Origin of the sequence: Streptomyces hyderabadensis (assembly GCF_020404845.1) — a bacterium.
Lineage (GTDB): Bacteria > Actinomycetota > Actinomycetes > Streptomycetales > Streptomycetaceae > Streptomyces > Streptomyces hyderabadensis.
Genome location: NZ_JAIOJZ010000021.1, coordinates 63,352 through 77,927, shown reverse-complemented (window position 1 = coordinate 77,927; position 14,576 = coordinate 63,352). Strand labels below are relative to the sequence as shown.

Below are 14,576 nucleotides of genomic sequence, written 5' to 3'. Positions count from 1 at the left end.
GATGACGACCAACACGACGAAGAACCAGAAAGCCGCGACGGACGGCGGCGGCGACGTCCGCCTCGCCGGCATCGGCAAGACCTACGGCTCCTTCACCGCCGTGCACCCGCTCGACCTGACCGTGCCCGAGGGCTCCTTCTTCGCCCTGCTCGGCGCCTCCGGCTGCGGCAAGACCACCACCCTGCGCATGATCGCCGGGCTGGAGGAGCCGAGCAGCGGCACCGTCCACCTCGGCGACCAGGACGTGACCGCACTGCCGCCCTACAAACGGCCGGTCAACACGGTGTTCCAGTCCTACGCCCTCTTCCCGCACCTCGACATCTACGAGAACGTCGCCTTCGGCCTGCGCCGGCGCGGCATCAAGAGCGTGAAGAAGCAGGTCGGCGAGATGCTCGACCTGGTGCAGCTCGGCGAGCAGGCGCGCAAGAAGCCGCACCAGCTCTCCGGCGGCCAGCAGCAGCGCGTCGCGGTCGCCCGCGCCCTGATCAACCACCCCAAGGTGCTGCTCCTCGACGAGCCCCTCGGCGCCCTCGACCTCAAGCTGCGCCGCCAGATGCAGCTGGAGCTCAAACGCATCCAGACCGAGGTCGGCATCACCTTCGTGCACGTCACCCACGACCAGGAGGAGGCCATGACGATGGCCGACCAGGTCGCCGTGATGAACGCGGGCCGCGTCGAGCAGCTGGGCGCCCCCGCCGACCTGTACGAGAACCCGCGGACCACCTTCGTCGCCAACTTCCTGGGCACCTCCAACCTCATCGAGGCCGAGGTCGACACCCGCGGCGGCGAGGACGTCGTCGTGAAGGCGGCCGGGGACAAGCTCGTGCTGCCGGGCGCGCGATGTTCCGCCCCGGCGAAGGCGGGCGGCAAGGTCCTGGTCGGGGTCCGCCCCGAGAAGATCAGCCTCACCCATGCGGACGACGCCGGCTCCATCCCCGAGGGCCGCAACCGCATCACCGGCACGATCAGCAACACCAGTTTCATCGGCGTCTCCACCCAGTACGTCGTGGACTGCGCCGCCTGCCCCGAGTTCGAGGTCTACGCCCAGAACATCGACCGCGACCCCCGCCTCGCGCCCGGCGCCGAGGTCGTCCTGCACTGGAACCCGGCGCACACCTTCGGGCTCGACGCGGCCCAGGACATCGACGCCGGTGTGGCCGAGGGCGAGGCCGCCTGATGTCCACCCTCACCGAGGCGCCACCGCCGCTCACCCCGGCCGCGCCGGAGCAGAAGCCCCCGCGCATACGCGGCCGCTGGACGCCGTACTGGCTGCTGCTGCCCGGCATCCTGTGGCTGGTCGTCTTCTTCGCGGCGCCGATGGTCTACCAGGCCTCCACCTCCGTGCAGACGGGCTCGCTGGAGGAGGGCTACAAGGTCACCTGGCACTTCGCGACCTACTGGGACGCGGTGTCCGAGTACTGGCCGCAGTTCCTGCGCTCGGTCGCCTACGCCGCCTCCGCGACCGTGCTGTGCCTGCTGCTCGGCTACCCGCTCGCGTACCTCATCGCCTTCCGCGCGGGCCGCTGGCGGAACCTGATCATGATCCTGGTGATCGCGCCGTTCTTCACCAGCTTCCTGATCCGCACCCTGGCCTGGAAGACCATCCTCGCGGACGGCGGCCCGGTGGTCGGCGCCCTGAACACGCTGCACGTCCTGGACGTCACCAGCTGGCTGGGCTGGACCTCCGGCGACCGGGTGCTGGCCACACCGCTCGCGGTGGTCTGCGGCCTGACCTACAACTTCCTGCCCTTCATGATCCTGCCGCTGTACACCTCCCTGGAGCGCATCGACGGCCGGCTGCACGAGGCGGCGGGGGACCTGTACGCGAAGCCCTCCACCGTCTTCCGCAAGGTCACCTTCCCGCTGTCGATGCCGGGCGTCGTCTCCGGCACCCTGCTGACCTTCATCCCGGCCACCGGCGACTACGTCAACGCCTCGCTGCTGGGCTCGGCGGACACCGGAATGATCGGAAACGTGATCCAGTCCCAGTTCCTGAGGGTGCTGGACTATCCGACGGCGGCGGCACTGTCCTTCGTCCTCATGGCCGCGATTCTCGCCATGGTCACCTTCTACATTCGCAAGTCCGGGACGGAGGATCTGGTTTAAATGGCCTTCGTCACCTCCTTCAAGAACTGGTTCAAGCGCAATCTGGTCGTGATCGCCGGACTGCTGACGCTCGCCTATCTGCTGCTGCCCAACGTCATCGTCACGGTGTTCTCGTTCAACAAGCCGAACGGGCGCTTCAACTACGAATGGCAGCAGTTCTCCACGGACGCCTGGAAGGACCCGTGCGGGGTAGCCGGGCTGTGCGGTTCCCTCTCGCTCAGCCTCCAGATCGCCCTGTGGGCGACGCTCGGCGCCACCGCGCTCGGCACCGCGATCGCCTTCGCGCTGGTCCGCTACCGCTTCCGGGCGCGCGGCGCGATCAACTCGCTGATCTTCCTGCCGATGGCGATGCCCGAGGTCGTGATGGCCGCCTCGCTGCTCACCCTGTTCCTCAACATGGGTGCTCAGCTGGGCTTCTGGACGATCCTGATCGCCCACATCATGTTCTGCCTCAGCTTCGTCGTGACGGCGGTCAAGGCGCGCGTGATGTCGATGGACCCGCGGCTGGAGCAGGCCGCTCAGGACCTGTACGCCGGTCCCTTCCAGACCTTCGTCCGGGTCACGCTGCCCATCGCCGCCCCCGGCATCGCGGCCGGCGCGCTGCTGGCCTTCGCGCTCTCCTTCGACGATTTCATCATCACCAATTTCAACGCGGGCTCCACCGTCACCTTCCCCATGTTCGTCTGGGGGTCGGCCCAGCGCGGCACGCCCGTCCAGATCAACGTCATCGGTACGGCCATGTTCGTGATCGCCGTACTGTTCGTCCTGGCCTCCATGGTCATCGGCAACCGCCGAAACCGCCGCAAGGCATAAAGCACATCAGCTGTACTCGTAGGGAGTTGAAATCATGGCCCCTAGCGCCATGAGCCGCAGCAACGACTGGACGAAATCCCTTTCCGACGCCCAGCCGGTCCCGTACTGGCTGGACGACCCCGGCCGCCCCCGCCCCGAGACCGCGCTCACCGGCGCCGAGACCTGCGACCTGCTGGTCGTCGGCGGCGGCTACAGCGGACTGTGGACCGCGCTGATCGCCAAGGAGCGCGACCCGGACCGGGACGTGGTGCTGGTCGAGGGCCGCGAGGTGGGCTGGGCCGCCTCCGGCCGCAACGGCGGCTTCTGCGCCGCCTCCCTCACCCACGGGCTCTCCAACGGCCTGACCCGCTGGCCCGGGGAGATCCACAAGCTGGAGGAGCTGGGCGCCCGCAACCTCGACGCCATCGAGGAGGCGGTCGCCCGGCACGGCCTCGACTGCGAGTTCGAGCGCACCGGCGAGATCGACGTCGCCACCGAGCCCTACCAGGCCCGGGAACTGGCGGAGTGGTACGAGGAGATCCGCGGCAAGAACCTCGCCGAGGGCATCGAGTACCTGGACGCCGAGGCCGTGCGGGAACAGGTCGACTCCCCGACCTTCCGGGCCGGACTGTGGGACCGGCGCGGCGTGGCGATGGTCAACCCCGCCAAGCTCGCCTGGGGCCTCAAGCGCGCCTGCCTCGCCCTCGGCGTGCGCGTCTACGAGCACACCCCGGCGCTCACCCTCAAGCCGTACGGCGCCGGCATGGCCGTGCGCACGCCGTACGGCGGGGTCCGCGCCCGCACGGTCGCGCTCGGCACCAACATCTTCCCGAACCTGGTCAAGCGGGTGCGCTCGTACACTGTCCCGGTCTACGACTACGCCCTGATGACCGAGCCGCTCAGCGAGGCGCAGCTCGCCTCGATCGGCTGGCACAACCGGCAGGGCCTCGGGGACAGCGCCAACCAGTTCCACTACTTCCGGCTGTCCGCCGACAACCGGATCCTGTGGGGCGGTTACGACGCGATCTACCCCTACGGCGGCCGGGTGCGCGCCGAGTACGACGACCGGCCCGAGACCTACGCCAAGCTCGCCGGGCACTTCTTCACCTGCTTCCCGCAGCTGGAGGGCGTCCGCTTCACCCACGCCTGGGGCGGCGCCATCGACACCTGCTCGCGCTTCTCGGCTTTCTTCGGCACCGCGCACCAGGGCAAGGTCGCCTACGCGGCCGGGTACACCGGCCTCGGCGTCGGCGCCACCCGGTTCGGCGCCGAGGTGATGCTGGACCTGCTGGCGGGGGAGCGCACCGAGCGCACCGAGCTGGAGATGGTGCGCAGGAAGCCGCTGCCCTTCCCGCCCGAACCCTTCGCCTGGACCGGTATCGCGCTCACCAAGTGGTCGCTGGCCCGCGCCGACGCGCAGGGCGGCCGCCGCAACCTGTGGCTGCGCACGATGGACCGCCTGGGCCTCGGCTTCGACAGCTGAGCCGGACCGGTGAGCGGGCGTGTGACCCGGTTCACCCCAACGAAGTACCGCAACCCGCGTAATGCGGCCGGGAGACCTCCCTCTCCCTCGTGACGCACCCGCGTCGACGAGTGAAAGGGAGGTTTCACATGCCTGGTGCGAAGACGGCGGTCGCGTGGCTGGCATCCGTCGCACCGGATCCCGAGTCCTGCCGCCGGGACTGGGAGCGCGACCCCTCGGGCGTCGCGCTGCTGCCCGCCGGCAAGGCCTGGGACGTGCTCATCCTGCCGAGCAGGCTCGGCTATCCGACCCTGGACGTGCTCTCCCGCGTGCTCGACCAGCCCGGCCCGGTGCTCGCCGACTTCGGCGACGCGCGCACGGGCTTCTTCGTCCCGGCCGGAACGGCCGCCCGCTGGGTCGGCACCGGCATCCGGACCGCCGGGCTCGGCACCTGGATCGTGGTGCCGTACCCCGGCGGGCTGTCGTCCGGAGGCACCCGCTGGCTGATCCCGCCGGACGGCACCGGCACCCTCACCGACCCCTCGCTCCTGGAGCTGGCGATGCACGAGGCGGCGGCGGCCCTGGCGGGGGAGGAGGGCGGGGCGCAGCGGGAGTGACGTGCGCAAGGGGTTGACAACAGAATTGGTCTGGACCAAATTGGGCGCGCTCCACCCTCCCCATCTCCCCCATGTCCGGAGGCACTTGTGGAACGCGCACGCGTACAACGCGCCAGACCTCTCGCCCGTCGCCCCCTCGTCACCGTGCTCACGGCCGCGGCGCTCGCCGCGTCCGGCCTGACCGCGCTCACGTCGGCCGCCCGTGCGGCCGACGCGGACCTCGCCCGCAACGGCGGCTTCGAGTCCGCCCTCGACGGCTGGACCTGCACCGCGGGCACCACCGTGACCTCGCCCGTGCACAGCGGCACGGCCGCCCTGAAGGCCACCCCGGCCGGGGCCGACAACGCCCGCTGCGCCCAGACCGTGTCCGTCAAACCGGACTCCCAGTACACGCTCTCCGGCTACGTCCGGGGCACCTACGTCTACCTCGGCGCGAGCGGTACCGGCACCACCGACGTCTCCACCTGGGCCCAGTCCGCCCCCGACTGGCAGCAGCTCACCACCACCTTCCGCACCGGCCCGTCGACCACCAAGGTCACGATCTACACCCACGGCTGGTACGGCACCGGCGCCTACCACGCCGACGACATCTCCCTCACCGGCCCGGGCGGCGAGACGGGCCAGCCCCCGGCGGCCCCCGGCGGCCTGAAGGCCGGCTCGGTGACCTCCTCCAGCGTCGCCCTGTCCTGGTCACCGGTGCCGGGCGCGACGGGCTACGCCGTCTACCGCGACGGCACCAAGGTCAGCTCGGTCACCGGCACCTCCACCACCGTGACCGGCCTGACCCCCTCGACCGCGTACTCCTTCCAGGTCACCGCGGTCAACAACGCGGGCGAGTCGGCGCGTTCGGCCACGGTCACCGCGACCACCGCCCAGCGCCCGGACGACGGCGGCGGCTCCTCCGACCTCCCGGCCCACGCCCTGGTCGGCTACCTCCACGCCAGCTTCGCCAACGGCTCCGGCTACACCCGCATGGCCGACGTGCCCGACAGCTGGGACGTCATCGACCTGGCCTTCGGCGAACCCACCTCGGTCACCTCCGGGGACATCCGCTTCGAGCGCTGCCCGGTCGCCGAGTGCCCGAACGTGGAGAGCGACGCCGAGTTCAAGGCCGCGATCAAAGCAAAGCAGGCGGCCGGCAAGAAGGTGCTGATCTCCATCGGCGGCCAGAACGGCCAGGTGCAGCTCACCACCGCCGCCGCCCGCGACAAGTTCGTCTCCTCCGTCTCCGCGATCATCGACGAGTACGGCCTGGACGGCCTCGACATCGACTTCGAGGGCCACTCCCTCTCCTTGAACGCCGACGACACGGACTTCAAGAATCCGAAGACCCCGGTCATCGTCAACCTCATCTCGGCCGTGAAGACCCTCAAGGCCAAGTACGGCGAGGACTTCGTGCTGACCATGGCCCCGGAGACCTTCTTCGTCCAGCTCGGCTACCAGTACTACGGCACCGGCAAGTGGGGCGGCCAGGACCCGCGGGCCGGCGCCTACCTGCCGGTCATCCACGCCCTGCGCGACGACCTGACCCTGCTGCACGTCCAGGACTACAACTCCGGCTCGATCATGGGCCTCGACAACCAGTACCACTCCATGGGCGGCGCCGACTTCCACATCGCCATGACCGACATGCTGCTGACCGGCTTCCCGGTCGCCGGCGACGCGAACAACGTCTTCCCGCCGCTGCGCCCGGACCAGGTCGCCATCGGCATGCCGGCCTCCACCCAGGCGGGCAACGGCCACGTCTCCCCGGCCGAGGTCACCAAGGCCCTGAACTGCCTGACCAAGAAGACCGACTGCGGCTCGTACGCGACCCACGGCACCTGGCCCGCCCTGCGCGGCCTGATGACCTGGTCGATCAACTGGGACCGTTACTCGAACTGGGAGTTCCAGAAGAACTTCGACGCGTACTTCGGCTGATCCCCGGCGGGGTCCGGCTGCCGTCCGGGGTCCGGCGGACCACCAGCCGGACCCCGGCCAGCAGCACCACCCCGAGGCACCAACTGGCCACCACGTCCAGCGGCCAGTGGTAGCCCCGCCGCACCAGCCCGTACGAGGTGCCGAGGACGAGCAGGGCACACAGCACGACCAGCCCCCGGCGCACGGCGGGCGCGCGCAGCCGCCAGAGCAGCAGCAGCGTCGCCGCGCCGTACGCCACGACCGCGGTGGCGGTGTGCCCCGAGGGGTAGTAGCCGGTGGCGGGCGGCACCGCCGGGGTACCGGGGCGGTCGGTCCACTCCTTCAGCGGCGCGACCAGCGCGGGCACCAGCACCATCGACAGCGCCCCGGCCAGGGGCGGCAGCCACCAGAGGTCCACACCTGTGACCCGCCCGTGCCACGCCACGTACGCCAGCGCCACGACCAGGACGGGCACGGCCACCTGCACGTTGCCGAGGTCGGACAGCAGCTCGGAGAGCCGGTCCGGGTGGACGAGCGCCCTGCTCAGCCGCTCGTCCAACCCGACCAGAGGACCGTCGGCGAGCACCTGCCAGGTGATCAGCGCGAAGAGGAGGGCGGGCAGCCCGACGAGGGCGGGCAGGACGCGGGAGCGGGCGGGAACCGGCATGACGCCCAGCTTCGCAGGTCCGCCCTCCCGTATTCTCACCGCCCGTGACGACCATACGAACGGCACGGGACAGCCAGTGGGGCGAGACCTTCGCCCGGCTGAAGGCGATGACCAGCGAGGGCCGGTACGAGGAGGTCGAGGCCGAGGCCCGGGCCCTGGCCGCCCTTCCGCGGCGCCCCTGGCGCAGGCGCCCGCCGCACTGGGAGGCGAGGGTGCTGGCCACGGGCGCGGCCGTCATGCACGGACGGATGGCCGAGGCGCTCGACGAACTGGACACGCTGATCGCGGAGCTGGAGCCGGTCGGCCTCAACTCGCAGATGCTGCGACTGATCGCCCGCAGCAACCGCGTGGTCGCCCTGGCCGGCCTGGAGCGGTACCCGGAGGCGGAGACCGAGGCGAACGGCGTCCTGAGGGAGCTGAACCGGATCGCCCACCGCGCCCCGGTCGCGGCGCTGGAGATCAACACCCTGGGGCACCTGGCCGTCGTGCTGTGCGGGCTGGGCCGCCACGAGGAGGCGGAGGCAGTCGCCCGCGGCAACCTGCCCCGGGCGAAGGGGCCCGCCGCCGACGTCCTGAACACCACGCTGGCGCGTAGCCTGAACGGCCAGGGCCGCCATGAGGAGGCGCTGGCCGAGGTCCGCCGGATCCCGCCGCAGCGGCCCCGCTACGCCGCCGGGTACCCGGACCTGGTCACCGCCGAGGCCCTGTACGGACTGGGCCGCCGCACCGAGGCGGAGGACGCCGTACGACGGTCGCTGGCCGACTGCGAACGGCAGCTGCACCCGTCCCATCCGCGCACCGGCGAGGCCCGCGCCCTGCTCGCCCGCATCACCGGGGAGGAACCAGGGGCGTGATACCGGGGGAGGGAACACCGAAGGGCCGGCACAAGGGGGGGAGTGTGTCGGCCCTTCGGTGAACCACCGTCCCGAGTGCCGAGGCGGCCGTCCTGACCGGAACGCCGCGCGCCCCGGGGGGTTTGGGGCGGGCGACCGTCCGATCGGTGAGGAAGCCGGAACCCGCGGGCTCCGGTTGTGTGCGCGAGGCACGACCAGGTCGAAGCCGGGGAAGCCTCGTCCTGATGATCCGCCCACAGTCCCCTGTGGGCGGGTCCATCTCTCATCTGCGTAGAACCTACGGCAGGGGGTGCGCTCAGGACAGGGCCATCGGCGTCCTGACATCCACCCCGCACACGTTCTTCACACGCTCTGCCGCTCGCCCCGCCAGGCGTGCGAAACGCGGCTCAGATGCGCGTTCGGCACTCGTACTCAGAGGCGGGCGAAGGCTTGCGTCAGAGGCGGGCGAAGGCCTGCTCGATGATGTCGAGGCCCTCGTTCAGCAGGTCCTCGCCGATCACCAGCGGGGGCAGGAAGCGCAGCACGTTGCCGTAGGTGCCACAGGTCAGGACCAGCAGGCCCTCCTGGTGGCAGGCCTTGGCCAGCGCGGCGGTCGCCTCCGGGTGCGGCTCCTTGGTGGCGCGGTCCTTGACCAGCTCGATCGCGATCATCGCGCCGCGGCCCCGGACGTCGCCGATGACGTCGAACTTCTCCGCCATGGCGGCCAGGCGGGACTTCATGACCGCCTCGATGTTCTTCGCCTTGGCGTTGAGGTCCAGCTCCCTCATCGTCTCGATCGCCCCGAGCGCGCCCGCGCAGGCCACCGGGTTGCCGCCGTAGGTGCCGCCGAGGCCGCCGGAGTGCGCGGCGTCCATGATCTCGGCGCGGCCGGTGACGGCGGACAGCGGCAGGCCGCCCGCGATGCCCTTCGCGGTGGTGATCAGGTCCGGGACGATGCCCTCGTCCTCGCAGGCGAACCACTGACCGGTGCGGCAGAAGCCGGACTGGATCTCGTCCGCGACGAAGACGATGCCGTTGTCCGAGGCGAACTCGCGGATCGCGGGGAGGAAGCCCTTGGCCGGCTCGATGAAACCGCCCTCACCGAGCACCGGCTCGATGATGATCGCGGCCACGTTCTCGGCGCCGACCTGCTTGGTGATCTGGTCGATCGCCTGGGCGGCGGCCTCCGGGCCAGCATTGTCGGCGCCGGTCGGCCAGCGGTAGCCGTAGGCGACCGGCACGCGGTAGACCTCGGGGGCGAAGGGGCCGAAGCCGTGCTTGTACGGCATGTTCTTCGCCGTCAGCGCCATCGTCAGGTTGGTCCGGCCGTGGTAGCCGTGATCGAAGACGACGACGGCCGGCCGCTTGGTGTACGCACGTGCGATCTTGACGGCGTTCTCCACGGCCTCGGCACCGCTGTTGAACAGCGCCGACTTCTTCGCGTGGTCGCCCGGCGTCAGCTCGGCCAGCGCCTCGGCGACGGCGACGTAGCCCTCGTACGGCGTGACCATGAAACAGGTGTGGGTGAAGTCGGCGAGCTGCGCGGACGCCTTGCGCACGACGGCCTCGGCGGAGGCGCCGACCGAGGTCACCGCGATGCCGGAACCGAAGTCGATCAGGCGGTTGCCGTCGACGTCCTCGATGACGCCGCCGCCGGCCCGTGCGACGAAGACCGGCAGCGTGGAGCCCACCCCCTGCGCGACCACGGCCGTGCGGCGGGCCTGCAGCTCCTGCGACTTCGGGCCGGGGATGGCGGTGACGACGCGGCGCTCCTGCGGAAGTGCGGTCATGGGGGCTCCTGGGGTCGTGCCGGATCCGCGGGACCTGGTGGGTGCCGGCGGGATCCGCGGGATCTTACGGACGCTTGCCTTCTTTTCTCGCAGGCTAGGACCGGCGGTGCGGGGCGGGCATGCTCCATGTGGGCGTTGTCCGGACGGCCGCTTGTCCGACATGGACAGGTGCCGGGAACGGCGGCATATGGACACGTCGACGCGGGCCCGGCCGTGTAAACGGTGAACTCCCCCTGGGAGGGCGTTAGATTGGCTCGCTGATGGTGGACGGAGCGGCTGGTCAGGGGGCAAGGGCGATGGACGGCGACGGGACCCGGGACGCGCGGGGCACGCATGCGAATCCGGTGCCGCGCCCGGCGGGACCTCCACAGGTGCCCGCGAAGCCCGCCGAGGCACCCGCGGTGCCGCCACGGCCGACGCGGGCGCCGGGGACCTCGGACGGCTCGGCCTTCCTGACCTGGCTGCGCACCCCGCGCCCCCAGGCCCTGCCCGGGGTGTGGCGGTTCGGACACCGGCCGCGGCCCGAGGAGGAGCCCGAGCGGGTGCCGGGACGGCAGCTGCTGAGCGGTGCGGTGATCGCGTTCCTCGTCGGCTGGCTGGTCTGGTCGCTGCTGTGGAACGGCTACCTCGGCGGCTGGTGGCTGCTGCCCCTCTACGCCATGATCCCGGACTCCTGGGCCGAGCCGCACAGCTTCGCCTCGGTCGTGGTCGTCTACGCCTACTACGTCCTGATCGCCGGCATCATCATGGTCGCCGTCGGCCGGCTGGGCCGCTGGGGCGAGATCTGGCGGCGCTACGGCCCGCCCGCCTGGCGCCGTGCCGCCGCACCCGGCGGCCCCCCGCCCGCCCCCGAGGAGGACCCCGCCGCCTGGCCCGCGCTCCGCGCCGCCGGCGCCCACGACGCCGCCGAACGGCTCGCCGCCGAAGCCCGCTCCGGGCTGATGCGCGACGTGGACCACGCCCGCATCGCCCGCGCCTGGCAGGGCGTGCAGCGCGGGCGGCACAGCCTGGCCACCTTCACCGGTGCCGTGCTCAGCGAGGGCGCGGGCGCCTGCCCCCACCCCTCCGGTGCCCGTGACCTGCCCGTCCGGCAGGCCCGGCACGACCTCGTCACCGGCCAGGTGCGCATCGGCACCGCCGCCGACGACGCCCGCAACCCGTACGCCTACCGCGGCGCCGGTCTCGCCCTCGGCCCCGAACTGCTCGGCACCTCCCTGCTGGCCGTCGGACCCGCGGGCTCCGGCAAGACCGGCAGCGTGGTGCGTCCGCTCACCGAGTCGCTGTGCCTGCACGCGCTCGCCGGCCGCGCCGCGGTCGTCGTGGTCGGCGCGGCGGGCGCGGACCTCGGCCCGGCCGACGCCTACGACGTCGTCGTCCGGATCGGCAACCCGGACTCCGTCTACGACCTCGACCTCTACGGCGGCACCACCGACCCCGACGAGGCCGCCCTCGTGCTCGCCGAGGCCCTGGTCGGCGACCTCGCCGAGCAGCACCAGGGCGGCGACAGCCGCCGCTCCACCACCGTCCTCGCCCAGCTGCTCGGCCCCTTCCGCGCGGTGCACGGGCGCTTCCCCGGCGTGCCGGAGCTGCGGCAGCTGCTGGAGGGTGCGCCCGGACCGCTGGCCGAGCTGCGCGAGGGGCTGCGCGCGGGCGGACACGACTCCCTGCTGCGCGAGCTGGACGCACGCGAACGCCAGCTGGACCGGCCCGGGGACGTGGGCGGCGTCCTGGCCGACCGGGTGGCGCTCCTGGACCGCCCCGCCTTCGCCCCCTTCTTCGACACCTCCGGGCAGTCCCGGCCCTTCTCCCTCAAGGCCCTCGACCACCCGGTGCGGGTCCGCATCGACCTGCCCCAGCGCGGTCACGCCGACGCCTCCCGGATGCTGGCGCGGCTGGTGCTCGCCCAGTTCACCGCGAGCGTCTCGGTGCGGGAGGACCGCTCGCTCTTCGCCTGCCTGGTGCTGGACGACGCCAGCGGCGTGGTGACGCCGGAGGCGGTACGGGGCGTGCAGCGGCTGCGCTCCGCCGGGGCCGGCGTGGTCCTGACCCTGCGCACCCTGGACGACGTACCGCGCCCGCTGCGCGGACCGCTGCTCGGGGCCATCGGGTGCCGGATGGCGCTGTCCGGGCTCACCCCCTGGGACGGGCAGGACTTCGCCGAAGTGTGGGGCAAGGAGTGGACCGAGGCGCGCGACGTCACCGACCGGCAGATCATCGCCGAGACCCCGGCGGGCAAGGCCGTGCACATGCTCCGCCGGGTGATCACCGGCAAGGCGCCCACCGCGCGCGCGGTGACCGTGCGCCAGGTCGAGCGGGAACGCTGGTCGGCCTCCGAGCTGGCGCACGCCGTGCCGGCCGGGCACGCGGTGCTGTCGCTGACCAGCGTGAAGGGGGAGCACGCGCCGCCGCTGCTGGTGGATCTGCGCGGGTGAGCGGTACGGGCCCCGGGCGGGCACCCGGGACCGTACAGTGAGGCAGAATCGACACAGGTCGTTCATACGCGGCGGCCAAAAGATCACAGCGGCTCCACATCGACCACCGACCCCGCGACCGCCTCCCGCCCCCGACGCAGACCCGAAGGCCAAGGCCCCATGCCCCCCACGCTCGCCTCGCTCGTCCACCACTCGGCGCTCAAGCTGACCGTGCGGGCCGGCGAGGACCGCCTCGACGTGCCGGTGCGCTGGGCCCACGTCAGCGAACTCGCCGACCCCGTGCCCTACATGGAGGGCGGGGAACTGCTGCTGATCACCGCCCTGAAGCTGGACGCCGAGGACCCCGCGGCGATGCACCGGTACGTGAAACGGCTGGCGGACGCTGGAGTGGTGGGCCTCGGATTCGCCGTCGGGGTCAACTACGACGACATCCCCCAGGCGCTGGTGGACGCCGCCCGGCAGGAGGGCCTGCCGCTGCTGGAGGTGCCGCGCCGCACCCCCTTCCTCGCCATCAGCAAGGCCGTCTCCGCCGCCATCGCCGCCGACCAGTACCGGGCGGTCACCGCGGGCTTCGCCGCCCAGCGGGAGCTGACCCGGCGGACCCTGACCGACGGCCCGGAGGGCCTGCTGGCCGCGCTCGCCGCCCAGGTCGACGGCTGGGCGGCGCTGTACGACGCCTCGGGCGCCGTCGTCGCCACCGCACCGGAGTGGGCGGGCCGCAGGGCCGCGAAGCTCACCGCGGACGTGCAACGGCTGCGCGAGCGCCCCGCCCCCGCCTCCTCCGTGGTCGGCGGAGCCCAGAACGCCGAACACCCCGAGAACGCCGACCGGGTCGAGCTGCACTCCCTGGGCACCTCCCGCAGGCCCCGCTCCGCGCTCGCCGTCGGCACCGCCGCCGCCCTCGGCACCGCCGAGCGGTACGCCGTCCACTCCGCCATCGCCCTGCTGACCCTCACCACGGAACGCTCCCGCTCCCTGCACGAGGCCGGGCTGCGCATCGACGCGGCCGTACTGCGCATGCTGCTGGCCGGCGAACCCGACCACGCCCGCGCGGTCGCCGGGGACCTGTACGGCGGCCTGCTGGACGCGCCGTTCCGGATCGCCGTCGCCGAGTCACCGGCGGCCAGGGCCAAAGCCGCCACGGCCGTACAGTCCACCGGTGACCCGGCCGCCGAGACGGGGGGCGACCCGCTCGGCACCCTCACCGAGGTCGTGGAGTCCGCGGCCGCCCGCTCCGGCGAGGCGGTGCTGGTCGTCCCGGAGGGCGAACGCCTGGTGGTGCTGGCCACCGACGGGGGCGCGGCCGTCGCCGCCTGCGTCGAGCACGCGTCGGCGCTGGAGGCGGCCCGCCCGGCGTCCGAGTCGCTGGCGGGCGGCGACGAGGAGAGCCTCGTCGTCGGTCTCTCCGCCCCCTCCGGCCCCATCGCCGCGTCCGCCGCCTACAAGCAGGCCCAGCAGGCCCTGTCGGTGGCCCGCCGGCGCGGCCGCGTCTGCGTGGAGCACGAGCACGTGGCGGCCGGCTCGGTGCTGCCGCTCCTCGCCGACGACGCGGTGCGCGCCTTCGCCGACGGCCTCCTGCGGGCGCTGCGCGACCACGACGCCACCGGCCGGGGCGACCTGGTCGCCTCCGTGCGCGCCTGGCTCTCCCGGCACGGCCAGTGGGACGCGGCCGCCGCCGACCTGGGCGTCCACCGCCACACCCTGCGCTACCGGATGCGCCGGGTGGAGGAGATCCTGGGCCGCTCCCTGGACGACCCGGACGTCCGCATGGAGCTGTGGCTGGCCCTGAAGGCAACGGCGCCGGACTAGTCCCGTACTCCGGGCACCGACGGCCGTCCGGTGCACTCAGCCCGTCCGGCGTTTGAGGACGAGGCCCGGTTAGGGCCGAAGCGGGGGTCCGGGGGCGGCAGCCCCCGGGGTCGGAACGGGAAGGGGCGGCGGGGGCGAAACCCGGAACGCCCACACCCGCACGCCCCCA

At 72.5% G+C, this 14,576-nt stretch carries 11 protein-coding genes; 9 read left to right on the top strand and 2 right to left on the bottom strand.

Annotation, left to right across the window (positions count from 1 at the left end; all coding sequences use genetic code 11):
- Position 1: 1 nt before the first annotated feature.
- The 6 genes from K7854_RS18220 to K7854_RS18195 all read left to right on the top strand — a co-directional run bounded on the left by K7854_RS18220 (position 2) and on the right by K7854_RS18195 (position 6,897).
- Positions 2–1,177: an ABC transporter ATP-binding protein gene (locus tag K7854_RS18220; RefSeq protein ID WP_226027627.1), complete on the top strand. Its 1,176-nt coding sequence runs from the start codon at positions 2–4 to the stop codon at positions 1,175–1,177.
- Positions 1,177–2,106, top strand: coding sequence for an ABC transporter permease (locus K7854_RS18215; RefSeq protein WP_226027586.1), 930 nt, complete (start codon positions 1,177–1,179; stop codon positions 2,104–2,106). The genes K7854_RS18220 and K7854_RS18215 overlap by 1 nt, the downstream gene beginning before the upstream one ends.
- Positions 2,107–2,919, top strand: a complete 813-nt coding sequence (locus K7854_RS18210) for an ABC transporter permease (RefSeq protein WP_226027585.1) — start codon at positions 2,107–2,109, stop codon at positions 2,917–2,919.
- Between the two features lie 34 nt (positions 2,920–2,953).
- Positions 2,954–4,381, top strand: a complete 1,428-nt coding sequence (locus K7854_RS18205; RefSeq protein WP_226027584.1) for an NAD(P)/FAD-dependent oxidoreductase — start codon at positions 2,954–2,956, stop codon at positions 4,379–4,381.
- Between the two features lie 128 nt (positions 4,382–4,509).
- Positions 4,510–4,977, top strand: coding sequence for a hypothetical protein (locus K7854_RS18200; protein ID WP_226027583.1), 468 nt, complete (start codon positions 4,510–4,512; stop codon positions 4,975–4,977).
- Between the two features lie 87 nt (positions 4,978–5,064).
- Positions 5,065–6,897 (top strand): chitinase, encoded by a 1,833-nt coding sequence (locus tag K7854_RS18195; protein WP_226027582.1) that lies wholly within the window; start codon positions 5,065–5,067, stop codon positions 6,895–6,897.
- On the opposite strand, the gene K7854_RS18190 is transcribed toward K7854_RS18195, so the two are convergent.
- Positions 6,836–7,543 carry a phosphatase PAP2 family protein gene (locus K7854_RS18190; protein ID WP_226027581.1) on the bottom strand — a complete coding sequence of 236 codons (708 nt, stop codon included), beginning with the start codon at positions 7,541–7,543 and terminating at the stop codon, positions 6,836–6,838. The genes K7854_RS18195 and K7854_RS18190 overlap by 62 nt on opposite strands.
- A 44-nt stretch (positions 7,544–7,587) precedes the next feature.
- On the opposite strand from K7854_RS18190, the gene K7854_RS18185 reads away from it, so the two are divergent.
- Positions 7,588–8,397: a tetratricopeptide repeat protein gene (locus K7854_RS18185; RefSeq protein WP_226027580.1), complete on the top strand. Its 810-nt coding sequence runs from the start codon at positions 7,588–7,590 to the stop codon at positions 8,395–8,397.
- Between the two features lie 434 nt (positions 8,398–8,831).
- Here K7854_RS18185 and gabT read toward each other — a convergent pair whose 3' ends face one another.
- Positions 8,832–10,166, bottom strand: coding sequence for a 4-aminobutyrate--2-oxoglutarate transaminase (gene gabT / locus K7854_RS18180; protein WP_226027579.1), 1,335 nt, complete (start codon positions 10,164–10,166; stop codon positions 8,832–8,834).
- Between the two features lie 296 nt (positions 10,167–10,462).
- On the opposite strand from gabT, the gene K7854_RS18175 reads away from it, so the two are divergent.
- Both K7854_RS18175 and K7854_RS18170 read left to right on the top strand, forming a co-directional pair.
- Positions 10,463–12,598, top strand: a complete 2,136-nt coding sequence (locus K7854_RS18175) for an ATP-binding protein (RefSeq protein WP_226027578.1) — start codon at positions 10,463–10,465, stop codon at positions 12,596–12,598.
- A gap of 159 nt (positions 12,599–12,757) precedes the next feature.
- Entirely contained in the window at positions 12,758–14,407 is a 1,650-nt protein-coding gene (locus tag K7854_RS18170) for a PucR family transcriptional regulator (RefSeq protein WP_226027577.1), read from the top strand.
- The last annotated feature ends 169 nt before the right edge of the window (positions 14,408–14,576 follow it).

What these genes read in the sequence shown, in the direction of transcription:
- K7854_RS18220 (WP_226027627.1), top strand. Translation starts at nt 2, where the DNA reads ATGACGACCAACACGACGAAGAACCAGAAAGCCGCGACGGACGGCGGC.
- K7854_RS18215 (WP_226027586.1), top strand. Translation starts at nt 1,177, where the DNA reads ATGTCCACCCTCACCGAGGCGCCACCGCCGCTCACCCCGGCCGCGCCG.
- K7854_RS18210 (WP_226027585.1), top strand. Translation starts at nt 2,107, where the DNA reads ATGGCCTTCGTCACCTCCTTCAAGAACTGGTTCAAGCGCAATCTGGTC.
- K7854_RS18205 (WP_226027584.1), top strand. Translation starts at nt 2,954, where the DNA reads ATGGCCCCTAGCGCCATGAGCCGCAGCAACGACTGGACGAAATCCCTT.
- K7854_RS18200 (WP_226027583.1), top strand. Translation starts at nt 4,510, where the DNA reads ATGCCTGGTGCGAAGACGGCGGTCGCGTGGCTGGCATCCGTCGCACCG.
- K7854_RS18190 (WP_226027581.1), bottom strand. Translation starts at nt 7,543, where the DNA reads ATGCCGGTTCCCGCCCGCTCCCGCGTCCTGCCCGCCCTCGTCGGGCTG.
- gabT (WP_226027579.1), bottom strand. Translation starts at nt 10,166, where the DNA reads ATGACCGCACTTCCGCAGGAGCGCCGCGTCGTCACCGCCATCCCCGGC.
- K7854_RS18175 (WP_226027578.1), top strand. Translation starts at nt 10,463, where the DNA reads ATGGACGGCGACGGGACCCGGGACGCGCGGGGCACGCATGCGAATCCG.
- K7854_RS18170 (WP_226027577.1), top strand. Translation starts at nt 12,758, where the DNA reads ATGCCCCCCACGCTCGCCTCGCTCGTCCACCACTCGGCGCTCAAGCTG.